Below are 25376 nucleotides of genomic sequence, written 5' to 3'. Positions count from 1 at the left end.
TTCTGCACGGCTCCTGACGCCTACCGACTGTCTTCCCCACGCGTCAGAAACCGGACCACCCGCGCATCCTCCGACCGTTCAAGAAGGTCCCTGGGATGCCCTGAGGCGATCATGGTCTTCGTCTCTGCGTCCAGAAAAACCGAATCGGTGCCGATGGCAAAAATACTGGCCAGTTCATGGGTCACCACCACGATGGTGGCCCCCAGGGACTCCTTGAGCTCCAGGATCAAGTCGTCCAGGCGACGGGCACTGACAGGGTCGAGTCCCGCCGAGGGTTCGTCGAAAAAAAGAATCTCGGGGTCAAGGGCCATGGCCCGGGCCAGGCCGGCCCGTTTTTTCATGCCCCCGCTTATCTCTGCCGGAAGGTGGTCTTCAAATCCGCCCAGGCCCACGAGGGCCAGCTTGAACATCACCAGCTCCCGAATTTCGGACGCCGTGTAATCGCTGTACTGGTACAGGGGAAGGGCCACGTTCTCAAAAAGGGTCATGGAACTGAAAAGCGCCCCGCTCTGATACAGAATCCCGATGCGCTGCATCAAGGCGCTCTGCTCCCGGGACGAGGCATCATACAGGGATGTCCGGCCATGGAAGACCTTTCCCCTGGCAGGCTCCTTCAACCCCACAAGATGGCGCAGCAGGGTGCTCTTGCCGCAGCCGCTCCCCCCCATGATGATAAAGATCTCCCCCTTTGCCACTTCAAAGGCGAGGTCCCGTTGTATCACCCGCGGGCCGTAGGCCATGGTGAGGTCCGTCACTTTCAGGGGGGGATCCCCCACACGTGTGTTTGTCATGCTACATTCCGATAATGCTGGTGACCACGGCGATGAGGCCGTCGGCGATGATGATGCCCACAATGGCGGCCACCACGGCCCGGGTGGCCGCATCCCCCACAGCCGATGCGCTGCGACCGCACCGCATGCCGTGATAGCAGCCGGCCATGGCGATGATGACCCCGTAGAGGGCGCTCTTGAGGATCCCGTGCATAAACTGGGTGATGTCAAGGGCAGCCCGGGTCTGGTTCCAGTACTGGACCAGGGGAATGTCCAGCATCCCCACCCCGATGGCCATGCCCCCTCCGATGCCCAGAAAATCCGCATACAGGCAGAGCAAAGGCATCATCATCACCAGGGCCGCCACCCGCGGAATCACCAGGTACTCCGCCGGGTTCAATCCCATGGTGGTGAGGGCGTCCACCTCTTCATTGACCTGCATGGTGCCGAGCTGGGCGGCAAAGGCGGCGCCGGTGCGACCCGCCATGATGATGCCCGTCATCATGGCGCCCAGTTCACGGGCCATGGCAAGTCCCACAATATCCGCCACATAAATCTGGGCCCCGAACAACTTGAGCTGCACCGATCCCACAAAGGCAAAGATCACCCCGATAACCAGGCTGATGAGCGACACAATGGGCAGGGCCGATGCTCCGCAGTCCTGCAGGAGAAGGAAAAAATCGTCGCGCCTGAAGCGCCCCCTGCCCGTGACCAGGCGGCCCAGGCCAAGGGCTGTTTCCCCGATAAAGCCAAGGGAATCCACAAGGACCGCCCACGCTGCCGTGGCTTTCAGGCCCGCCCGCATCAGGAGCGGTTCCCGCGGCGGCTTCACCGAGGCGCCCGCCGCACCGGCTCCCTGGGCGGCCAGGGCCATGAGCCGGAGCATCCCCGTGGGAAGCCCTTTCTCATCCACCGTCACGTCCCGGGCCTTGAGGTCCTCAACCAGGCCGCTTACAAAGACGGCCAGGCGGGAATCCCAGCTGACAAGCCCCGTGGTATCAAAACGAACCCTCCGCACCGGCCCCAGGGCGAGAAGGGACTCTGAAACCCGAAGGCCCGTTTCCGCCCGGTCCCAGGGACCGTGAAGGGAGACCACGCCCTGTTCCTGCTCCGTTGTGATGGTGATACCGCCCTGCTCCTGCATGCCTTTTTCGCTCCCTGTCCCGATCCTGTGGCTCCGGCCCGTGCCGACTTGTCGGCCCCGGGCTCCGGATGTTCCGTGTTTATCCCTCAATGCCAGACAGATATACGTATATTGCACCCATAATACAAGCGGGATAGCCCCCTGGGAGGGAAATCCGGTCCCAAAACCACCCCGGACAAGCAACGGCTTTACGCCTGCCCGGGGTCCCTTGAATTGAACATCGCTCACCTCAAAAAACTAAGGGTGCCACCTTAATTTGCATTGAAAACAAGAACACATTCGACTATATTTGGTCTTAAACACACAGGATTCATCGATTCCCCCTGAGCTTCACCAGACCACCCGTCACCCCACTTCCCAGCTTGACGAAATGGATATTCCAACCTGCTGATATTCCTTCCTGAAGTGATTCTGTTTTACATCCCGATGTCCGTACATGCCGACGCATCCACCCAACGGCCCCGTTGTGTCCGGTGACAGGAGACGTTGTGTTCAACCCAAACACACCGTAGCCCGCACCCCACAGACGGCCGTGAGCCCTTTCCGGGGCGGTGACCATGTGTACGGGCCCGTTGAATGCGTATCTTTATACACATCCAAAAACCTAAAGGTACTCCATGGATCGGAAACACAGCAACACGTCGTCCATCCTGAGGGACAGCGCCGAAACACGACGCATCTACTCGGTCGTGTTCGAACAAAAAGGGACGTCGCCCCCCCGGAGCGTTCTCATCACCAGCGGCTGGTGGGGTGAGGGTAAAACGACCCTGGCCTGTAACCTGGCGGCCCTGGCCGCACGGGAAAAAGGGAAAAGGGTGCTGCTTATCGACTACCACTGGTTCTCACCGGAGGTGCACACCCAGTTCGGCATCCCCGCTGAGCCCCCACCCAATGCATCCAATGATGTTCTGGACAACGTCATCGCCGTGCCCGGCATGGGCGACCTGTCCATCCTCACGGCCGCGGCCTTTGCCAAGTCGGAGAGCTGGAACGATGCCAGCTCCATCCCCAGCCAGGCGGCCCTGATCAACGAGGCAAAAAACAGGTACGACCAGATCTTCATCGACACCTCGGCCGTCTACCCCACCAACCGGAACATGAACGATCCCATGCTCCTGGGCAAAGCCGCCGACGGGGTGATCCTCGTGGCCCTGACCCATGTCACCCCCAAGTCCAAAACCAAACGCGCCTGCTGCGCACTGCAGTCAAGCGGGGCCCAGGTACTCGGCATTGTCGCCAACCAATGGCGGAACCCCCTTTCTCCCTTAAGCCACGGCCCTGCGCGCCGATCCGGGACGGGAAAAGCGGGAGCGCGCCTGGTGCACTCCAACCGCTAACCGCCCTATCATGAGGTCGACCATGATTTTTTACCTTGAACGACTGGCTTACCGCCTTACCGCACATTGGATCTTCTTCTGGATGGTCCTGATTCCCCCCCTGGCGTATGTCGGTTACATGGCCCTGACGCCCAGCGTCTACACCCTCTCGTCGAGTTTTGCCGTCCCCGAGGACGCCCCCGTGGCCCAGACGGGCACGCCCACGGGCGTGGCCCCCCTGGCCCCTCTTATTTCCAGTCCCTCCCGTTGGGAGGCCTTCATCAAGGCCAATTTCAACTCCCAGCGCATCATGGGATACCCCCGGGGTTACGGCCTTCCCATCTCCCCGAAAAAGACCAACGAGATCTACCGTGAGGCGCTGACCAACCTGTCGATCAAGGTCGAGGACAACAACCTGCGCACCGTTTACCGGGGCTCCGACAAGGAGCTGGGAAGCCACCTGGTCTTTTACTACAGCACCACCCTCCACCAGCGGATACAGGAGGGCTACAAACGGCAGGGAGCCCACATCAAGGCCCCCATCATCGACGTACCCCGCATGGACCCCGTGCCTCCGGCAACTCGCCTTGCCTGGAGCAGCGACAGGGCCATGCCCACGCTCCTGTGGCTTTTTGCCGGGCTCGTGGCCTTTGTGGTGGTCCACATCCTTCTGGAAACCATGGACAGCTCGTACAAATCTGAAAAACAGATCGCTGAAGACACCCGGCTCCCGATCCTGGGCCGGCTCCCCAACCTCAACGCCATCCCCGCTGGGAAAGACGCCTCACAAGGCCATGAGATATAAGCAATAACGACATGAGACACACGCCCGCAACACGAGATCACCGCCCCCGAACCCGACACCTGCACCCATGCACCGCCAACGGACCGGAAAACAGGCGCCTCCCCGCAAAATCGGGAACACGCGCCTTTCTCCTCTTGTGGGTTTCTCTTTTTTGGCTCCTCGGCCCCTCCGGGGCCCTGGCAGGGGATGCCGTCCTCACCTGGCCCCCTGCCTCCGAAGCCTCGCATTACGTGGTCTACTGGGGGACCGCCTCCGGGCAATACGGCCAGCAGAGCGCCAACATTCCCCAGCCGTCCCCCCTGCCGTCGGGCATCACCCATACCGTGTCCGGACTCACCGAGGGCACCACCTACTTTTTTGCCGTCAAAGGCTTTAACGCCTGCAACGGAAGCTCTGCCTTCTCCAACGAAGTCTCCAAGACCATCACCGCCCCCGGGACAAATGTTCCTCCGACGGCCAACGCCGGTTCGGACCAACAGCACCCGGACACCACCGACGGGTCCCCCACCACCGTCACCTTAAGCGGCAGCGCCTCCAGCGATCCCGACGGATCCATCGCGGGCTATGCCTGGACGCGCATCGACACAAACACGGACTACACCTTTGACCTGAATAACGCCGGGACGGCCACGGCCTCCTTTACCGCGCCCCAGGTAAGCGGAGACGTCGCCTTTGAGTTCGAGCTCACCGTCACCGACGACAAGGGAGCCACGGACACCGACCAGGTGAGGGTCACCATCACCGAACGGGTGGTGGAGACAGGCGACGCCACCCTGACCTGGCCCGCTTCCACCGAGGCCTCCTACTACATCGTCCACTGGGGCACCGAGGCGGGAAACTACACCGAACACAGCACCACCATCCCGCAACCATCGCCCCTTCCGCCCCAGATGGTCCATACCGTGTCCGGGCTGATCCAGGACACCACCTATTACTTTGCCGTCCAGGCGTTCAACGCCTGCAACCAGCCGTCGGAGTACTCCAACGAAGTCAACAAGACCATCCCCCTGCCCGGCGGGAACACCTCCCCTTCGGCCCATGCAGGGGAGAATCAGTCCCATCCGGAAACCATCGGGGGCATCCCCTCCCGCATCACCCTGGATGCTTCGGGCTCCACGGATAAAGACGGCACCATCATCGCCTATCACTGGCGACGCGTGGATTCCCACACCGACATCTCCACCATTTTGTCGAGCCCCACGGCCGTGCGGCCGTCCTTCAATGCGCCCAGTGTTTCGGTGGACGTGGACCTCATCTTCGAACTCACCGTAACAGACGACAACGGAGCCACGGATTCCGACCAGGTCACCATCACCATCACCAACGTCAACCTGGCCCCCATGGCCAACGCCGGGCCGGACCAGACCCAGCCGGAAACCACCGGGGGAGTCCCCACCACCCTGACCCTGGACGGCAGTGCCTCCAGCGACCCGGACGGGTCCATCACCGGATACGCATGGACCCGTATCGACTCCCATGCGGACATCCCCATCTCGCTTCAAAACAGCGACACGGCCACCCCGAGCTTTACGGCCCCGGACGTGTCCGCCAACACCACCTTCGAGTTCGAACTCACCGTTACGGACAACAGCGGCGCCACGGCCTCGGACCGCGTCCGCACCACCATCACCCATGTGAACCACCCCCCCGTGGCCGATGCGGGACCGGACCAGGTCCACCCCGAGACCACCGGTGGGGTTCCCACGATGATCACCTTAAACGGCAACGGTTCCAGTGACGCGGACGGTGCCCTCACCCGCTACGCCTGGGTCCGCACGGACACGAACTCAGGGGTTTCCGTCTCCCTCCAGGGGGCCGATACCCCCACCCCGCAGTTCTCGGCCCCTGCGGTTTCCGCCGACACCACCCTGGAGTTTGAACTCACCGTCACCGACGACAACGGTGCCACGGCCTCGGATCGCGTTCAGGTCACCATCACCCACCTCAACCAGCCGCCGGTGGCCGACGCCGGGCCGGACCAGACCCACCCTGAGATCTCCTCAGACGGCACCCCCACCACCGTGGTGCTCAACGGCACGGGCTCCAGGGATCCGGAAGGGGGCGTTCTCAGCTACGCCTGGGTCCGTACGGACGCCAACTCCAAGGTCACGGTCACCCTTGAAAACGCCGACACGGCAACGCCCAGCTTTGTCTCCCCCGACGTGGACTCCCACACCGCTCTTGAATTCACCCTGACGGTGACCGACCCGGCCGGTGCCACAGCCCAGGACACCGTCCAGGTAACCCTCACCAAGGTCAACCAAAAGCCCAAGGCCGACGCCGGACCGGACCAGACCGTGGAACCCGAGATTGAGGTCACCTTGTCCGGCGCCAACTCCAGCGACCCGGACGGCACCGTCTCCGCCTATACATGGGAGCAGGTGACCACCGCCGACGAGCCCGTGGTGCCCCTCACCGGTGCCGACACCGAGACAGCCTCCTTTACGGCCCCCAGTGTGGATGAAGGCGGCAGCGCCCTGACCTTCCAGCTGACGGTCACGGACAACGAAGGGGCCACCCACGCAGCCACGAGCCTTGTAAACGTCACCTTTGAGAACCAGCCCCCCGTTGCCGATGCAGGACCGGACCGCACCGCCCGGGAAGGGGAGCCCGTGAGCCTCTCCGGCGTCAACTCGTCGGATCCCGACAACGATCCCATTGCCTCCTATCGCTGGGAGCAGCTGGACGGTCCGTCCGTTGAACTTATAGACGCCAATACCGCCGTTGCCGGTTTCACGGCCCCGGATGTGGGGCCGTCCGGGGGCAGCCTCACCTTCAAACTGACGGTCACGGACAGCCGAGGGCTCGCAGCCACGGCACAGACCGTCATCAACGTGATCTTCGTGAACCAGCCGCCGGTGGCCGATGCAGGCCCCGACCAGACCCTGACTTCAGGGGGCACCGTGACCCTTTCGGCGGCAGGTTCCAGCGACCCGGACAACGGCATCGCCTCCTTTGCCTGGTCCCAGACCCTGGGTCCCCCTGCGGCCATCTCCGACACCTCGGCCGTCTCTCCCAGGGTTACCGTGCCTGACGGACTGCCCGACGGCACCCAGCTCACCTTCATGGTCACGGTCACCGATACGGGCGGCTTAACCGCCACCGACACCGTGCAGGTGACCATCTCCACCCTCAACCAGCCGCCGGTGGCCGATGCAGGTGACGCTCAGACCGTGCCCGTTGGCACCGAGGTCACCCTCTCGGGAGCAGGCTCCAGCGACCCCGACGGCTCCATTGCCGCCTACCGCTGGACCCAGAAATCCGGACCGGTGGTGACCCTTTCCGATGCCACGGTCGTGGCACCGGTCTTCACCGCCCTTGCCGACAGCCCCAACGGGTCCACCCTGACCTTTGAGCTGACGGTCACGGACAATGGCGGGCTCACGGCAACGGACCGCGTCCTCATCAACGTCACCGACACCAACCAGCCCCCCACGGCCGATGCCGGGGAGGACTTCTTTGCCGATGAAGGAACCACGGTGACCCTCTCGGGCGAAGGCTCCACCGATACGGATGACGGCATCCAGGCCTACCGGTGGGAGCAGATTGAAGGGCCCTATGTGGCCCTGGCCACACCCAACCAGGCCGTGACCACCTTCACGGCGCCTGCGGTCTCCACGGACGGTGCCACCCTCGCCTTCCGTCTTACGGTAACGGACAAGGGCGGGCTCTTCACCACCGACGATGTGAAGGTCACCGTCACCTTTGTGAACCGTCCCCCTGTGGCCTCTGCAGGACCGGACCAGGTGGTGGACGAAGGCACCGTGGTCACCCTGTCGGCTGCGGGAAGCCATGACCCGGACAACAACCTGGCCGGTTATCTGTGGGAGCAGACGTCAGGCCCCACGGTCTTCCTCTCCGACGCCGAAACCGTGAGCCCCACCTTTACGGCGCCCATCGTGAGCACCGAGGGAACCAGGCTCCTCTTCCGCGTCACCGTGACTGACAGCCAGGGGCTCACCGACACGGACACCACCGCCGTGCAGGTCCTCTTTGTCAACCAGCCTCCCGTGGCCAATGCCGGGGAAGACCAGTTCGTGCTGGAAGGAGAGACGGTCACCCTGGATGGATCGGCATCCCTGGATCCGGACGACGGCATCTCCACCTGGACCTGGACCCAGACCTCCGGGCCCACCGTGACCCTGACGCCTCCGGGCGATCCCGTGGTTCACTTTGTGGCGCCAAAATCAACCCCGGGCGGCGTGGAGCTGGAGTTTACCCTGACGATCACGGACAACGGCGGCCTCTCCCATTCGGACAGTGTCAAGGTCACCGACACCCTGGTGCAGACCAACCCCACGGACGATACGGGCAACGCCTCCATCGAGGTCCTTGACAGCGACATGCAGCACCGTGACTGGCTCAGTATCGGCTGGGATGCCTACCGCAAACACAACAACGAAGCCCGGGTGGCCAGCGGCGACCTGGACGGGGACGGTTATCATGAGTTGGTGATCGGCCTGGGGCCCGTGGATTCGGACCCTGCCATCCCCGGCGGGTACTTCCAGATCATCTCCCATGACTTCAAGCACCTGGCCTGGGGCCAGATTCCCTGGGAGGAGTACAACGACCTGAATGGGGAGACATGGCCGGCATGTGGGGACATCGACGGCGACGGCGTCGATGAAATTGTGGTGGGATTGGGCAAAGGGGGGCAGGGGAAACTGGCTGTCTTCTCCTACAGCCTGGGCAATGTCGCCCTCCGGCAGTGGACCTCTGTTCCCTGGGACGCCTACAATGAGGCCATCGGAGAAACCCGGCCCGCCCTGGGCAACCTGGACGACGACCCCTGCATGGAGATTGTGGTGGGATTGGGATCGGACGAAAGCACCAGCTTTACGCCCAACGGCCGCTACGCCGTCCTGGACAAGGTATGCAACGGCAACCTCAACGATCCCTTTGAACTCATGGCCTGGGGCCAGAGCCAGTGGACCGAGTACAACGCCTCCAACGGCGCCACCTGGCCCACCTGCGGGGACATCGACGGCGACGGTCGCGATGAAATTCTCCTGGGCCTGGGGGCCGGCGGCGAGGGACGCACGGAGGTCGCCGCCATGGTGGACGGCACCCCGGTACACCACAGCTGGCTCACCGTGGACTGGAACGACTACAACAGCATGCAGGGAGAAACGCGCCCGGCCACCACGGACATCAATGACGACGGCATCGACGAGATCATCATCGGCTTGGGCCCCGTACCCGCAGACGAGCACCTGCCCGAGGGCCGGTTCCCGGCCATGACCGCGGACCAGTCCGTGGTGAAGTGGGGCCAGCTTGGGCTCTCCCCCTACAACAAGGCCAACGGTGAGAGCAGGCCCACGCCCTTTATCTCCAACGGCGAACACTTCGTGGCCATCGGCATGGGCCCCTACACCCCGGACACACCGGATGAGCCCGATGAAGAGGAAACCCCCGACACCGGCTCCGGTTCTTCGGGCTGCTTCATCGACACCTCACGGGGAGATTAACCGGAAAAAAGGAAGTGGTTTAACGGCCCTGGCCGAGGCGCCCCCGCTCCTCACGGAGCGTGGGCGCCTCCAGGGCTTCGCACAGGGGGGAGAAGACAAAGCCCTGGCCTGCGGCGTAGTCCAGGAACATCTCGATGTCGGCCAGGAACCGTGCCAGGTCCTCCTCGCTGTCCACAAAGGGGCTCTTGCCCGGCAGCATGGAGGTGGAGTGAAAGGACATGTTGAGGAACCGGTGGCCGAACCGAACGCACTGCTTCGCCAGCCGGACCATCTCCGCCCCGCTGCTCAGCTCCGGTGAGAGCCACCTGAAGTTAAGGAGCCTCAGCCGATCCAGGATCCCCAGCAGCCGCAGCCTGGACAGGGGCTTCTTGCGGAGCCTCTCCATGAGGGCATAACAGAGGCGCCCGTTTTTCTGATAAAATCCCACGGTGGGAGGCACCTCCAGAAGGGCCCCCTGGGGGTCGGGCACCATGGGACGGTCCGGGTCAAAGGGGTAGGCCTCGCTGAGCCCCCGGCTGAAATCAGGCCCGCTGTAAGCACTCCAGTCCACAAAGGGGCTGATGGAGGTGTCGATGCGGTAGCCCAAGGCCTTGAGAGTCCGCGCCACCTTGGCGTCAAACCCCCACCGGCCCGCCCGGAAACAGACAGGGGAGAGGTGGAACCGCTCTTCAATGGCGCCATGGAGGCGGGTCATCTTCTGTTTCACCAGGGCCTCGGGCAGGTTGCACATCATGGAGTGTTCCACCGAAATCTCTTCGTCATGGGGCGGGGTGTTCCAGGGGTGGCAATGGGTCCCGATCTCGCAACGCCCGTCGTCGTAGATTCCCTTCAAAATGTCCCGGGCCCTGTCGTCCGTTGCCACAGGCCAGTTGATGAGGTAGGTGGGGACGGCCCCGTACCGGTCGAAGAGCCGCTGAAGCTCGGGAATCCTCGCCAGGTTCTCCACCGGGTTGTCCGTGGCGTGGTAGGTGTCCCAGGAGTCCTCTTCCGTATCGATGGTGATGTACACGTGAACGGTCATGGCGTCCCCTCCAGATACACGGGTGCGTCCCCTGCAAAATGGTCTGTCACCCAGGTAAAGATAATGCCCATGAGGTGCCGTCGCACGGACAGGGCCGTGTAGGTGTGGTTTGCCTCCTCAATGTATTCCAGCTGGAGGAGCCCCTTGAAATCCGTGCCCTTGAACATGTCGGTGAACTGATCCGCATAGTTGTAGTACCCGGCAATGCCCCCGGAATAGATGGTGAGCATGCGAACCCCCCGCCCCGCCATCTCCGCCAGCTCCCCTGCCACCCGTGCCTTGGGTGGAAACGTCCGTTCGTACACATCCCCACCGCCCTTGGAGGCCCTCAGGGCTGGAATAAGCCGGGCCACGGCCCTGCCCAGGCACTTGGCCAGGAACCAGGCCAGGCGCACAGGGTTGATCATGTACGGGGCGTAGTCTTTCAGGTAAAACCGCAGGGTGGGGTAGGTAAACCCGTCCAGCATCACCACGCCGGTAACCCGCTCATCCACGCTTGCCACGGCATGGGCGTTGTCCGCCCCGGAACAGAGCCCCACCAGCACAAAGGTCTCGATCCCCTTTTTTTCCGTCAGCAGATCCATGGCATCGGTGATGTCGTCTCTGGACCGCTCGTCGTAATCGCGGGAGTCGTGGGGCATGGCGCTGTCCCCCAGACCGGAGCCGTCAAACCTCAGCACATGGAACCCCGAGGCCTCCAGGCCGCGGGCCAGCTCCACATAAAGACGATACGGCCCCACACGGTGCAGGAGCCCCGCGTTGAGCAAAAGCACCCCGGGCATCCCCCCGCCACCACCCTCCGGCTCGGACAAAATCCCCACAAGGTTCCGGTGCTCACCGAATACCAGCACTTTTTCCATGATTTATCTCCTTTGGGGATAAAAAATGCCTTCAGCGGCCAACCATATAATCCACACCGTTATGGGCCTTTGGGCACCGCTCATATAGCCATCAACGTTGGTGGCGGGTGCAGCGCGCAAGGGCAATCAGCTTTCGAGGTGGCACACCTCGCCGCCGGAGGCAGGCTTTTGCAAGAACCGCCTGCTCATGGAGTTGTCAGCCGATCTCCGATGGCCTGGACCATGGCGTTGGCCACCAGCACTTCGTCATGGCCGTTAAACTGCTCCCACCCGGCGGGTTCCGGCACCAGGGCCGTGTCCACGGTGGTTCCAGCCGTGGCCAGGGCCTGTTCAAGGGACCGGTACTCGGGCTTTTCTTCGGACAGGGCCAGGTGGACGGGACCCGGCAGGGGCGAATGAGGAGCCAGCAGGTCCACGGCTTCAATGGAGGCGATCATCTCCGGGGAGAAGGCATAGCCCAGGATCTCCTCCTGTATCCCCCCGGGCGGACGGGTTGTGCCCCCTGCCCGCCGATGGGCTTCCAGATAGGCCTTTCCGTCCACCACCGGGTCCCAGAGCACCAGCTCTTTGAGGCCTGGGACCTCTCCCGCCGCGGCCACGGCCAGGGAGGCCCCGAGGCGCAAGCCCACCACCGAGAGCCGCAGGGCACCGGAGATATCCTTCAGTTCCCCGGCCGCTGTTACCAGATCCCGGGTCCAGCGGGCCACGTCCCCCTCCTCGCTCTTTCCGGCGGAGTCACCCACCCCGTAGTAATCAAACTTGAGCACGTGCCGTCCTGCGGCGGCCAGGGCAAGGGCCAGCTGCCGGATCGCCATGTGGGTCCGTATGTGTTCATGGGCCACGGGGGCTGAGAGCAGCACCCCTTCCTGGTGCAGCCCCGCCCCTGCCGGGGGGTAGTAGATTCCGAACAACTGGGTGTCGTGGGCGCCGAAATAGAATGGGACCATGGGCGTGTTTCACCTTTCCTGTGGCAACGCGGTCACGCAGGCCTGTTCTCGTTGACGGGCACCTCCACGGGATCCCCTTTGGGCTTCAGCGCCCCGGCCACCTTCTCCCAGAGCTGGCGGAGCCTGGTTCCCGGCCCGTCATTGTTGTCGTCCTTTTGAACAAAGGGATATCGGGCCGCGATCTGGCCCAGGGTGTTCAAAAAGATATCCCTCGGGCTGAGCTTCACCCCGGTCTCCTTGAGCACCCGGGCGATGACCCGTATGGCCAGCAGGGAGTGCCCACCGGCGTCAAAGAAGTTGTCGTGGACCCCCACCTGGGCAATGCCCAGCTCATCCCGCCAGATGGCAGCCAGGATCTTTTCGCTGTCGGTCTCCGGTGCCACGAACTCCCGGGCCGCAACCGCCCCCAGGCTGAAGGAGGCCTGGAGGGCCTTGCGGTCGATCTTTCCGGCCGGGGTCAGGGGCAGATCGTCGATCTCCACAAAGTGCTGGGGAATCATGTAGTCCGGCAGGGTCTTTCGCAGGTGCTTGCGCAGCTGGGACCCCGTGGCCGAGGCCCCCTCTTCGTAGAGAAGGTGGGCCACCAGGCGCACGTCCCCTACGCTCTCCTCCCGAACCGTAACGACCCCCTGACGCACGGCCTCGTGGTCGGTGAGGCTGGCCTCGATCTCCCCGGGCTCGATGCGGAATCCCCGCACCTTCACCTGGTTGTCCATGCGGTTCAGGTATTCGATGGTTCCGTCGGGATGGTACCGTGCCAGGTCACCGGTCCTGTAGAGTCTTTCCCCGGGCCCCGATGCAAAGGGGTCGGGGATGAACCGCTCTGCGGTGAGCTCGGGCCGGTCCAGGTAGCCCCGGGTGACCCCGGCCCCGCCGATCAAGAGTTCCCCGGGAACCCCCACGGGCACGGGCTGCATGCGCCCGTCCAGAATGTGGATTTGGGTGTTGCCAATGGGACGCCCCACGCGGATGGGCCCGCCGTTTTTGTCCAGCAGGCTGCATGTGGACCACACCGTGGTCTCGGTGGGTCCGTACATGTTCCACACCTCGCCCACGCAGCCGGTGAGTTCTTCGGCAAGATCCGGGGGAAAGGCCTCTCCTCCACAGAGGATCTTCATGGACTGCGCCCCCTTCCAGCCCGCGGCCAGAAGCAGCCGCCACGTGCCTGGCGTGGCCTGCATCACCGTGGTCCCGGAATTCTTCAGGACGTCCACCAGGGCCAGGCCGTCCCGGGCGGTCTCCCGGTCTGCGATGATCACCTCCCCCCCGACGCTCAAGGGGAGGAAAAGCTCCAGGACGGCAATGTCAAAGGAGAGGGTGGTCACGGCCAGCAGGGTGTCTTCCGAAGTCATCCCCGGGGTCCGGGCCATGCTGGTGAGAAAGTTCACCACGGTGCCGTGGGGCACCTGAACCCCCTTGGGCTTGCCCGTGGAGCCTGAGGTAAAGATCACATAGGCGAGATGTTTGGGGCCCGGATTTTCCCACACGCTGTCCAGGCCCCGCCCCTGGCCCGTCAAGACATCCCTGTCGAGGCAGATGACCAGGGCGCTGTTCTCCGGCAGGTTGTCGAGGAGGGCCTGCTCGGTGAGGAGCACCGAGACCTTGGCGCTCTCCACCATGTAGGCGAGGCGTTCCGCCGGGTATTCCGGGTCCAGGGGCACATAAGCCCCCCCTGCCTTGAGGATCCCCAGGAGCCCTGCCAGCATCTCCGTGGACCGCTCCACACAGATCCCCACCAGAACGTCCGGCCCCACCCCGGAGATGCGCAGGTGGGCGGCTATCTCATCGGCCCTGGCGTTCAACTCCCCGTAGGTCAGGGAGCCTCCGTTGCAGGAGACGGCCGGGGCGTCGGGATGAGCCTCGACCCGGGCCTCAAAGAGTTCATGGATACAGGCATCCTCGGGATAGGAGACCCTGGTCTCGTTCCACTGGGCCAAAAGCCCCTGCTCCGTCTCCGACAGCACCGGCAGCCTTGCCAGCTCGGCATCGGGCTCGGCCACGATGCCGGAAAGAAGCACGGCATAGCTTTCAAGGAGCCGCTTCATGGTTTCGGCCGTAAAAAGGTCCGTGGCATATTCAAAGGCCACCTTCATGCCGGCCCCTTCCCTGCCCACGGTGCACATCAGATCGGTCTGGGCCACGTGGGTGGTCACGGGCTCTTCCCGCCACGGCACCCCGGCCATGGTGCGCTCCTGCTCCATGTCCCCGAGAAAGACAAACAACACCTGGTACAGGGCGGTCATGCTGAGGTCCCGATGGGGATTGAGTTCCTGGACCAGGCGTTCGAAGGGCATCTCCTGGTGGTTGTACGCATCGAGGCACATCTCCCTGACGCGCCCGAGGAGCTCTGTAAAGGAGAGGGATCCCCCACAGGCCGTTCGCAGCACCAGGGTGTTGGTGAAAAAGCCCACGATCTCTTCGGTCTCCCCGTGAACACGGTTGCCGAAGGGAGAGCCCACACACATCTCCTCCTGGCCGGTGTAGCGATACAGGAGCGCCTTGAACGCCGCCAGAAAAAGCATAAACAGCGTGGCCCCCTCCCGGCGCGCCAGCTCCTCCAGGGGGGCTGCCAGGGCCTCGGGGATCACCAGGGTCTCGGTGGCTCCCCGACCGGAAAACTCCGCGGGGCGGGGAAAATCCGCCGGAAGCTGCAACACGGGCAAATCCCCTGCCAGCTGATCTTTCCAATAGGCGAGCTGTCGCTGATAGTCCTCCCCGGGCAGCCACACCTCCTGCTGCCAGCGGGAGTACTCTGCGTAGGTGATGGGAAGGGGCGGCAACTCAGGGTCTCGCCCCTCTGAAAAGGCCTCGTACAGTGCAAACAGCTCCCGCTGGAAGATCACAAAGGAGATCCCGTCGAAGATGCTGTGGTGGGGCATGAAGAAGAGCACGTGCTCGTCGGCGGAGAGGGTCACCAGCCCGGCGCGTACCAAAGGCCCTTGGGCCAGGCTCAGGGGCCTTGCCGCTTCGGCTTCCAGATAGGTTGCCAGGGTCTCCTCCCGGGTCTCCGAAGGAAGGGTGCTGTAATCCACTGCGATAAAGTCGAACTCCTGTGTGGGGGCAACCACCTGCACCGGTGCGCCCCCGTCCAGGGCAAAGGTGGTGCGCAGGGCGTCGTGGCGGTCCATGAAGGCCTGGAGGCTCTGCCGCATCACCTCCCCGTCCACAACCCCTGAAAACCGAATGGCAAAGGGAAGGCTGTACACGGGGGAGAGGGGGTTGAGCTGATCGATGTACCAGAGGCGCTGCTGCATGGACGAAAGGGGGGCATCCCCTTCCGTTGCGGTGGACCCGGCAAACCCTGCAGGGCCTTCCGTTGCGGCCTCGGGCTGCCGGGCCACGGCCGGGGCCTCTTCAGGGGCAGCGGGCGCACTCTCGGGCCGGGAGGCTTCGATGAAGGCGGCCAGCTTCGGGAAGGTGGCATACTCCCCCACCAGGTGCCGAAAGGCCAGGGTAACGCCAAAGGCGCTTTTCAGGCGATTGCTCACCTGGGTAAGGAAAAGGGAGTCCATGCCCATCTCCAGGAAGGTCACCGATGGGGAAAACGCATCAAAATCGATGCCCGACAGCTCGTGCATGATCTCTTTAAGCTGCGCCACGATGGCATCGGTGCCGGTTGCCTGCCGAGGGGTTGCAGACGCGGCCACAGCCTCTGCGGGCTCGGGTGCAGCAGCCGCTGCAGCAAAGGTCTCCGGCACCTCGGCTGCGGGGGCCCTGTCCGCCGGTTCGATCCAGTGGCGCGTCCGCTCAAAGGGGTAGGTGGGCAGCAGGACGCGCTGCCTGCGCTCGGCAGAGGAAAACCCTGCCCAGTCCACCTGTCCGCCGGAGAGCCAGTACTCACCCAAGGCTTTGAGCAGGCAGGCCAGGGCCGGCAGGGTCTCTTTGGCGTGCCCCAGGGAGGCGATGACGGTCTGCTCCGCCGCCCGGTTCGGATGCTGCCGGGCCGAGGTGCTCAGGGCTGTTCCGGGCCCCACCTCCATGAGCACCCGACCGGAGACCTTCTGCAACTCGCGGATCCCGTCGCTGAACAGGACGGGACGACGAAGCTGGCTGACCCAGTACCCCGGGTCCATGGCCATCTCCTCGGTGATCCAGGTGCCCGTAACGTTGGAGATAAAAGGGATCTCCGGGGGGTGGAGTTCCACGCCCTCCAGGGCCTCGGCAAAGGGAGCCAGGGCCGGCTCCATCATCTCCGAATGGAAGGCATGGGAAGTGTGGAGTTTCCTGGTGTCGATCTCCCGCTCGGCCAGGGCCTGCTCAAAGGCCTCGATGTGCTCGTGGGCGCCGGAGACCACGCAGAGGGACGGTGCGTTCACCGCAGCCAGGGCCACCCCCGGGGTCAGCAGGGGCGTCAGCTCCTCTTGGGGAAGCCTCACGGCCCGCATGCTCCCTTCGGGCATCTGCTGCATGAGGCGCCCCCGGGTAGCCACCACGGCCAGGGCATCCTCCAGGGCAAAGACCCCGGCCAGGGTGGCGGCCACGTACTCACCGATGCTGTGCCCGATCATGGCCTCGGGCTCCACGCCCCAGCTCTGCCAGAGCCGGGCCAGGGCGTACTCCACCGCAAACAGGCAGGGCTGGGTAAGTTCGGTTCGAGCCAGGCGCCGGGTGGATTCCTCTTCCTGGCCTTCGGCAGGAAAGAGGAGCTCACGGATATCGAGCCCCAGGTGGGGCTCCAGGCCGTCGGCACACCGATCCAGGGCCTCCTGGAACACCGGCTCGCACTGATAGGCCTGCTCCCCCATGCGGACGTGCTGGGAGCCCTGGCCTGAAAACATGAACACAACGGAAGGATCCCGCCGGCCCGGGGTGCGTGTCATGGACCACGGCCCCTCTTCCTTACGGGCCGCGGCCATGGCCTCCTGTGCGTCGCGGCAGATGAAGGCCTGCCGCACGGCCATGTCCTGTCGACCCACCTGGAGGGTATAGGCCACGTCTCCCAGGGGCGTCTCCCCCGACCCTGCCAGGAAATCGGCAAGGCGCTCGGCCTGGGCCTCAAGGGCCGTTTCTGTCTTTGCTGAGAGCAGCATCAGCTTCCAGGGGCGCTCCTCTCCCACGGGGGGAGATTCCGGGGCCTCTTCCAAGACCGCGTGGGCATTGGTCCCGCCAATGCCGAAGGAGCTGACCCCTGCCCGCCTCGGGAGGTGTTCCGGGGTCCAGTCCATGGCCCGGTCCACCACGTAAAAGGGGCTGTTCTCAAAATCGATCTCCGGGTTGGGGCTCTGGAAATGGAGGCTCGCTGGAATCTTTCCGTGCTGCAGGCAAAGGGAGGCCTTGATGAGCCCCACCACCCCTGCGGCGGCGTCGGAGTGGCCGATGTTGCTCTTCACCGAACCGATGCCGCAAAAGCCCCTGGCATCGGTCTGCATGCGGAAGGCCTTGGTAAGGGCCGCCACCTCGATGGGGTCCCCCAAAGGCGTTGCCGTGCCGTGGGCCTCCACGTAGGAGATGGTGTCGGGCTCCACCTCGGCTGCGGCATGGGCCATGGCGATGACCTCGGCCTGGCCCTGGACGCTGGGCGCTGCGTAGCCGATCTTCTGGGAGCCGTCGTTGTTCACGGCAACCCCCTTGATCACGGCGATGACCTGGTCTCCGTCGGCCAGGGCATCTTCCATGCGCTTCAAGGCCACCACCCCCACGCCCCCGCTGAAGACCGTGCCCTGGGCCTTGGCGTCAAAGGGTCGGCAATGCCCGTCCGGGGAGTTGATGGCCCCTTCCTGGTAGAGGTACCCTGACTCCTGGGGAAAGATCACCGACACCCCGCCGGCAAGGCAGAGGTCGGAGTCGTAGTTCAACAGGCTCTGGCAGGCATAGTACACCGCCACAAGGGAGGTGGAGCACCCGGTCTGGATGTTGACGCTGGGCCCCTTCAGGTTCAGTCGGTGGGAGGTCCGGGTGGTAAGAAACTCCATGCGGTTGCTCAGGATGGCGGCAAAGCCATCCGGGGTTCGCTGGCGGAGCATCCGCTCCAGGTGGTCGTGGCTGCGGGTGATGTTGTGCAGGAAATAGCTGTCGATAAAGCTCCCGCCGCCGAACAGGCCGATGACCCCGTCGTACTTTTCCGGGTCGTACCCGGCCCGCTCCAGGGCCTCCCACACACACTCCAGCCAGAGGCGATGCTGGGGATCCAGCATGGCCGCCTCCCGGGGGTTGAAGCCGAAGAAACCTGCATCAAACAGGTCGGCCCCTTCGATGATGCCCCGGGCGGGCACGTAGTTCGGATCGTTTTTTACGGCATCGTAATCCAGCTCATGGGCCTTGAGCTGCTCGTCGGACAACGTGGTTATGGACTCCACGCCGCTTACGATATTGTCCCAGAAGGCCTCACAGCTGGAAGCCCCTGGGAAACGGCCGGACATGCCCACAACGGCAATGGCGTTTGCATACTGATCCACCTGGCTCATGTGCGATCTCCCGTTCTATTTTTTTTTCTCCTGGACAATGTCTCTTTTCTCTTTTTCAGACGCGCTTCCATGTCGTCGCGTGCCGGTGCCGACTCCGCCACCGACTGGGGTTTGAGAAAATCCGCCACCGCACGGATGGTGGGATACTCAAAGAGATGGTGCACCTTCAGGTCCGTCTTCAATGTACCGGCCAGCTTGTTGGCCACCTCCACGAGCAGAAAGGAGTCTCCCCCCACCTCGAAGAAGTTGTCGTCCACCCCCACGTTGTCCACCCCCAGGTGGTCCTGCCACACCTCGGCGATGGCGGATTCCACGTCGTTGCTCGGGGCGGCATAGAGGGTGCCCACCTCTGGTCTGTCCGTGGTGGGCGGGGGCAGGGCCTTGCGGTCCACCTTGCCGTTGGCCATGAGGGGGAAGGCGGGAAGCTGGACAAAGTACGAGGGGACCATGAACTCGGGAAGTTTTTCCGAAAGAAATCCCCGCAGGGCCGAGGCCATGCCCGTGGCCCCATGGGCCGCCACCACATAAGCCACCACCTTCTTGTTGCCGGAGTCATCCTCCCGAGCCGCCACCACCACCTCCAGAACATCGGGATGCCCGGCGATGACCGCCTCGATCTCTCCGAGTTCGATGCGCAGGCCCCGGACCTTGACCTGAAAGTCATTGCGGCCCAGGTACTCGATCTGCCCGTCGGGCAGGTAGCGGGACAGGTCGCCGGTCTTGTACAGGCGCGCCCCCTGCTCCTTGCCGAAGGGATCGGGAATAAAGCGATCCCGGGTCAACTTGGGACGGTTCATGTACCCCCTGGCCACCTGGACGCCGCCGATATACAGCTCCCCTGCCACCCCCACGGGCACGGGCTCCATGTGCCGGTCCAGGATATGGATCTGGGTGTTGGCAACGGGCCTGCCGATGGGCACCACCAGGCCGCGGTCCTCACGTTTGCACTCCCAGAAGGTCACGTCCACGGCCGCCTCGGTGGGGCCGTAGAGGTTGTGGAGTTCTGCAGACAGGGTGTCGAAGAAGCGATCCCGCAGCTCGCAGGGAAGGGGCTCCCCGCTGCAGATCACCTTGGTGAGGCTCCGGCACCGGTCCCCGTGGTCTTCCCGGAGAAAAAGCTGGAGCATGGAAGGGACAAAGTGAAGGATGGTGATGCCCTCATCCTCGATGAGACGGCCCAGGGCGTCGGGGTCTTTGTGAACCCGGGGAGGGGCCACCACAAGACGCGCCCCGAAGAGCAGCGGCCAGAAAAACTCCCACACGGACACGTCGAAGCTGTACGGGGTTTTCTGCAACACCCGGTCCTCGGCGGTAAGGTCGTAAGCCTCCTGCATCCAGTACAGGCGGTTGCTGATGCCCCGATGGTCGTTCATGACCCCCTTGGGCTTGCCCGTGGAGCCGGAGGTGTAGATCACGTAGGCCAGGTTGTCCTCGGTGACCCCGGCGTCAGGGGCCTCGGCGGGCTCACCGGCCACGGTCTCCCATTGGGTATCCAGGCAGATCACCGTGGCCGAGTGGTCCGGCAGCATCTCCTTGAGGTGTTCCTGGGTGAGAATCACCGGTACCTCGGTGTCTTCCAGCATAAAGGCCAGCCGTTCGGACGGGTAATCCGGGTCCAGGGGCACATAGGCGCCTCCGGCCTTGAGGGTCCCGTAGAGGGCCACGACCATCTCCACGGAGCGCTCCATAAACACGCCCACGCGCTTTTCCGGTCCCACGCCGTGTTTCTGAAGGGCATGGGCCAGGCGGTTGGCCCGTATGGAGAGATCCTTATAGGTGAGGGTATCGCCCTCGAAGGTCAGGGCCACGGCATCGGGGGTCCTTGCCACCTGGACCTCAAACATCTCGTGAAGGCAGACAGGCTCCGGGTAGGTCCGCCCTGTGTCGTTCCACTCGAAAAGCAGCTTGTCGCGTTCGGACCGACTCAAAAGGGGCAGGCGGTCCAGGGCAACGTCCCCTCCCACGGCCACGGCATCCAGAAGCACCTCGAAACTCTCGCAGATACGCGCCACGGTGGCAGCGGAAAAGAGCTCGGCGTTGTAGACAAAACCGCCGTGCCACCGCTCGCCATCATCACGGACAAACAGGGAGAGATCGCATGCAGGCCCCTTTGGCTCACCCGGGCCCCCAAGGGAAGCCCCCTGTTCGATGCCGCCGGGCAAGGGGCCGTCCTGGAAGGTGAACATCGCCTGGAAAAGCGGGTGGGAATCCGGGGCATGGTCCGGGTCCAGGAGCTGGGCAAGGCGGGCCAGGGACATCCCGGCACGGGCCCGTGCCGTGCGCGCGGCCTCGCAAATGCGGCGATGCAGCTCATCAAAGGTGCAGGGATCCGACACATCCGCGCGCAAGGGAAACACATGGGAGGAGGCCCCGCCGTTTCCGGGCCGTTCGCCGTCGGCCCCGGAGACCCCCACCATGAGGTCCGTCTGCCCAGAATAGCGTGTCAACAAGGTGACGTAAGCGGCCAGCAGCAGGGTAGAGACGGTGCCGCCCTCGGACAGGCCACGGCCTTTGAGGGCCTTGATGCACTCCGAGGAAAGACGGAACCGCTGGGTGCCGCCCCTGAATGCCAGATGGGCGGGACGCGGATGGTCCACCGGAAGCTGGAGCACAGGCAGATCCGTGCCCAGGGTCTCCTTCCAATAGGCGAGTTCCGCTGTTTCCGATGATCCGCCCGGGGTGGTCCCTGAGCCAAAGGCCTCCCCGGAGCAATCCACGGAGACCCCGGCCTCCCTCAGGGAGATGACGGTCTCCCGTATAAAGGCGTCGTCGGAACCGCCCTGGCCGGGATGACGCAGGGAGGTAAGGATCAACGGGCGACCCGTTTCCGCCACCTGCTGGCGGGCAAGAAGCGCCAGGGTGCTTCCTGGCCCCACCTCCAGCAGTACCCCTGCGGGTTGGGTCAAAAGGGTCGCCACGCCCTTGGAAAAACGCACCGGCTCCCTCAGGTGGGACGACCAGTACGCAGGGTCCATGGCCTGGGCTGCGGTGAGCCAGGTCCCGGTGACGTTGGAGACAATGGGAATCCGCGGGGCCGCAGGGCAGACCTTGGCCACGCAGGCCTCAAAGGGGGCAAGGGCCGGTTCCATCATCTCCGAATGAAAGGCATGGGAGGTGCGCAGACGGCTCCACCGGGCCTTTTTTCCCTCCATCTTCATGGCCTTGCCCAGCCTCTCCTCCAGGGCCTGGATTGAGGCCTGGGGCCCGGATACAACACACCGGGAAGGCGCGTTGATAACAGCAACGGAGAGTCCGTCGCCCAAAAACGGGATGATCTTCTCTTCCGGCAGGCCCACGGCCAGCATGGCCCCCCCGGGTTGCCCCTGCATGAGGCGACCGCGTGCGGCCACCAGATCCAGGGCATCGTCCAGGGAAAAGACACCGGCCAGGCAGGCGGCGGTGTATTCACCGATACTGTGCCCGATCATGGCCCGGGGCTGGACGCCCCAGCTCATCCAGAGCCGTGCCAGGGCGTATTCCAGGGTAAAGAGAACGGGCTGGGTGACGGCGGTCTGCTTAAGCTTCTCCTCGGCCTCGGGGGCCTCTTCCGGGGAAGGATAGATAAAGCGGCGGATGTCGCAACCCATGAGGGGAACCAGCCGGTCCGCACAGTAATCCACCCAGTTCCGGAATTCCGGTTCGCCCTGGTACAGCCCCTCTGCCATGCGGACAGACTGTGCCCCCTGCCCGGTAAACATGAAGGTGACGGGAGGCCCGGATGCCAGGCGCGCCCCCTGCTCCCACTCCCAGGGCACGGGCGAGACCCCTCGCGGCACCTTTCCGCCCGGCCGGTCCCCGTCCCTTCCCAGGGGCATGGGCACGTCCCCCAGGCGCATGTCCGGGGACGCCATGACGTGGCCGAGGCAGCCCTCAAAGGCCGAGGCAAGGGAGGCGACGGTCTCTTCGGAAAACAGGTCCGTCCGGTACTTGAAGGCGCAGGCCAGGCTCTCATCGTTATCAACGATCTCCAGGACCAGCTCATACTGGCCCTCCTCCTGGTCCAGGGGGTAGGGCATGATGCCCATACCGCCGAAATCCACCGGGGTTTCGTTGGATGCGCCCATGAAAAAGTCCGCGGCAGGGCCCAGGATCTTGCGGTTGAGCATGTTGAACATCACCTGGAACAGGGGCGAACGGCTGGGATCGCGATCCAGGCCCAGCCTCTCCACGAGCAGGGGGAAGGGGTAGGCCTGATGGTCCAGGGCCTGGAGAACCACCCGCCTGCTCCGGGTCACGTGCTCCCGAAAACTCATGCTCGCCGAGAGGTCCCCCCGCATGGCCACCATGTTGATGAAATGGCCGCAGGCCCCCTTGTACTCCGGCCGTACCCGCCCCACGGCCGGGGTGCCGATGATCAGGTCCCCCTGATTGCAGAAACGCATGAGGGTCACCTGGAACACCGCCAGCAGCATGACGTAGAGGGTGACATTCTCGGTGCCCACAAAGGTCCGGAGTGTTTCATAGGCCTCGCCGGTCACCTGAAAGGGGTAGCTGGCCCCGGTGAAGCTGGGGGAAGCGGGGGGTGTTCCGTCCAGGGGAAGGTTCATGACCGGAAGCGGAGCCGACAGCCGATCCCGCCAGAAGTGCTCCAGCCGGGCCCCCTCCTCTCCTGCAAGCATCTCCTGCTGGTATCGGACAAAGTCGCGATACTGACGCTCCACCGGGGCGAGCCTTGCCTCCTCTCCGGCCGCTGCCGCGCGGTAGAGCCTGCCGAACTCGTCGATGAGCAGATGAAAGGAGCTGCCGTCGCTGGCGATATGATGGATGGTCATCACAAAGATGTGCTCGCCCCCGGAGAGCGCAAAGAGGCAGACCCTCAACAGGGGGCCCTTCTCCAGGTCAAAGGGCCGGGCATGGTATTCCCGGACCCGTTCCTTAAGCGCTTCCCCGGAGAGCTCCCGGGCGTCCACCAGGTGAAACTCCGGTTCCATGGTGTCATGGACGGTCTGGCTGGTCTGCCCGTCGTCGTCGCCAAAACCGTAAGTGGTCCTCAGGATCTCGTGGCGGGCCACCAGCTGACGGCACACCCCCTTCATCACCTCGGGCCGGACCTCGGTGACGATGCGGCACGACAAGGACACATTGTAGCATGCGGAATCCGGGTCCATGCGGTTCAGGATCCAGAGGGACTGCTGGTTGTAGGACAGGGGACCGGACCTGTCGTCCCCCACGGAGCCCCCCAGGTGCACCATCAATCCGGGTTTGTTCAGCTTGATCAGGCGACGCAGCTCTGGGGTCATGCGCCCTTTGGGGGCACGATATTTCAGGCCTCCGCCCTCGACCCACAGGTCAATGTCCAGCCGGCTGAGTTTTTCCATGATATACGCGATGCTCATATCTCACCCTCTTCCCATTCCGTGACGTCATCGTCCGGGCCCGTGACGGCGCTCGGGACGGCCTGTGGCTCTTCAGCCAACGCCTCGTCCGGTTCCTTCGGTGCCTCCTGAAACAGCCGACCGTGCAGGGTGACCGTGATGTCGTCGAGGCTCTGCCCCTCAAAGAAATCCATCAGGGAGAGGCAGACGCCCCACTGAGACTCCACCTCGTCCATCACCTCCACGGCCATGAGGGAGTCAAACCCCAGGTCACTGACCCGCATGCCGCCCTCCAGGGACTCCGGAGAGGCCCCCAGGGCATCGGCCACACGCGTCACCAGATAGGCTTTCAAAAGGGCCAGGCGCTCATGGGGCTGGGCAGCCATGACCTGATGGGGCCCCAGCCCCCTGCCCGCAGCGATGCCTTGCCCTTCCCGCCCCAGGCGGTTTTCCGAGCCCGCTTCCCCGTGGAGCCTGGGAATCCCGCGGGAGCCCGATGCCCGTTTCTCTCCGCCGGAGACAAATAGCTGCCTGAAGATGGAGTGGTGCTCATGGCGCAGCACCCGGTGCCACTTCACGGCGAGCCGGTCCAGGAGCCCCGAGGGCAGGTACCCCTCCTTCACAAGCTGGGAGGGAATGCCCACCCCTTCGGATTTGAGGAACATGTCGTCCCCGGTCACGGTGCTGTGGGCGCACACCACCTCCAGGTCCACATCGGTGAACCCGCCTTTCCTCAAGAGGGAGGGCAGCTCGCGGCCGATGAGGGGGTTGCCCCCTTCGTCGACCCGCAGGCGGCAGTAGGCATCGTAGAGGTCGCTCAACTCCGGGATCTCCGGGTGGGTCCGAAGGTGCATGGCAAAATCGTTGTCCACGAACACGGCCCGGCCCCCCGGTTTCAGCACCCGATGGACCTCCCGCACAGCCCCCAGGGGGTCCGGCAGGTGCTCCAGCACCAGGCGGGTGATGACAAAGTCGAAGCTGCCGGAGGCAAAGCCCAGCTCCATGATGGACTGTTCCGAGATATCGCACCGCCCGTCCAGCCTCTCCTTGAGGATCGCCACAAGGTAAGGGTCGATCTCAACGGCCGTGGCCCGGCATCCCGGAAAGGCCTTCAGGAGATTTTCAATGACGTGGCCGGGACCGCTCCCGCACTCCAGCACCCGCATGCCGTCCTTCAGGCCGAACCGCCGGTACGCCCTCACCTCCTTTTGCCAGAAGAGGTCCACCTGGGAACGAAGGCGGTTTACCTCGCCTTCCACGTTGGTTGAAAAATCTTTGATTTTGTATGAGCGTAAACAGTTCATCCTTGTCTCCATCCATGGCTGT

General features: G+C 64.0%; 11 protein-coding genes. 3 read left to right on the top strand and 8 right to left on the bottom strand.

What is annotated here, in order from left to right; translation table 11 throughout:
* Window positions 1-20: 20 nt before the first annotated feature.
* Window positions 21-791, bottom strand: coding sequence for an ABC transporter ATP-binding protein (locus tag MSL71_RS10520; protein ID WP_218951002.1), 771 nt, complete (start codon window positions 789-791; stop codon window positions 21-23).
* Window position 792: 1 nt separating this feature from the next.
* The gene (locus tag MSL71_RS10515; RefSeq protein WP_180139997.1) at window positions 793-1914 is read right to left on the bottom strand and encodes an MlaE family ABC transporter permease; all 1122 of its coding nucleotides are present in this window, start codon (window positions 1912-1914) and stop codon (window positions 793-795) included.
* A 617-nt stretch (window positions 1915-2531) separates the two neighbouring features.
* On the opposite strand from MSL71_RS10515, the gene MSL71_RS10510 reads away from it, so the two are divergent.
* Genes MSL71_RS10510 through MSL71_RS10500 form a run of 3 tightly spaced genes read left to right on the top strand, consistent with a single transcriptional unit; the run spans window position 2532 to window position 9503 of the window.
* Window positions 2532-3251, top strand: a complete 720-nt coding sequence (locus MSL71_RS10510; protein WP_180139994.1) for a nucleotide-binding protein — start codon at window positions 2532-2534, stop codon at window positions 3249-3251.
* A 22-nt stretch (window positions 3252-3273) separates the two neighbouring features.
* Window positions 3274-4035, top strand: a complete 762-nt coding sequence (locus MSL71_RS10505) for a YveK family protein (RefSeq protein WP_180139991.1) — start codon at window positions 3274-3276, stop codon at window positions 4033-4035.
* An 11-nt stretch (window positions 4036-4046) separates the two neighbouring features.
* Window positions 4047-9503, top strand: coding sequence for a PKD domain-containing protein (locus MSL71_RS10500; RefSeq protein ID WP_180139988.1), 5457 nt, complete (start codon window positions 4047-4049; stop codon window positions 9501-9503).
* A 19-nt stretch (window positions 9504-9522) separates the two neighbouring features.
* Here the strand turns inward: MSL71_RS10500 and MSL71_RS10495 are convergent, their stop codons facing one another.
* The 6 genes from MSL71_RS10495 to MSL71_RS10470 form a co-directional block, all read right to left on the bottom strand.
* A complete protein-coding gene (locus MSL71_RS10495) occupies window positions 9523-10524 on the bottom strand; it encodes a polysaccharide deacetylase family protein (protein ID WP_180139986.1) in 1002 nt (333 codons plus the stop codon).
* Window positions 10521-11384, bottom strand: coding sequence for an alpha/beta fold hydrolase (locus tag MSL71_RS10490; protein ID WP_180139983.1), 864 nt, complete (start codon window positions 11382-11384; stop codon window positions 10521-10523). The genes MSL71_RS10495 and MSL71_RS10490 overlap by 4 nt, the downstream gene beginning before the upstream one ends.
* Window positions 11385-11569: 185 nt before the next feature.
* Complete coding sequence (locus MSL71_RS10485) at window positions 11570-12331, bottom strand: serine aminopeptidase domain-containing protein (RefSeq protein ID WP_180139981.1); 762 nt, start codon at window positions 12329-12331, stop codon at window positions 11570-11572.
* Between the two features lie 32 nt (window positions 12332-12363).
* Window positions 12364-18735, bottom strand: coding sequence for a hybrid non-ribosomal peptide synthetase/type I polyketide synthase (locus tag MSL71_RS10480; RefSeq protein WP_180139978.1), 6372 nt, complete (start codon window positions 18733-18735; stop codon window positions 12364-12366).
* The gene (locus MSL71_RS10475; RefSeq protein WP_180139975.1) at window positions 18732-24071 is read right to left on the bottom strand and encodes a non-ribosomal peptide synthetase; all 5340 of its coding nucleotides are present in this window, start codon (window positions 24069-24071) and stop codon (window positions 18732-18734) included. Before MSL71_RS10475 ends, MSL71_RS10480 begins: the two co-directional genes overlap by 4 nt.
* Complete coding sequence (locus MSL71_RS10470; RefSeq protein ID WP_180139972.1) at window positions 24068-25354, bottom strand: methyltransferase domain-containing protein; 1287 nt, start codon at window positions 25352-25354, stop codon at window positions 24068-24070. Before MSL71_RS10470 ends, MSL71_RS10475 begins: the two co-directional genes overlap by 4 nt.
* Window positions 25355-25376 lie beyond the last annotated feature (22 nt).

This window comes from Desulfoluna butyratoxydans, assembly GCF_900699765.1.
In the GTDB taxonomy this organism is placed as follows: domain Bacteria; phylum Desulfobacterota; class Desulfobacteria; order Desulfobacterales; family Desulfolunaceae; genus Desulfoluna; species Desulfoluna butyratoxydans.
Note: the sequence above shows the minus strand (reverse complement) of the source record. Positions and strands in the feature narration are given on the sequence as shown.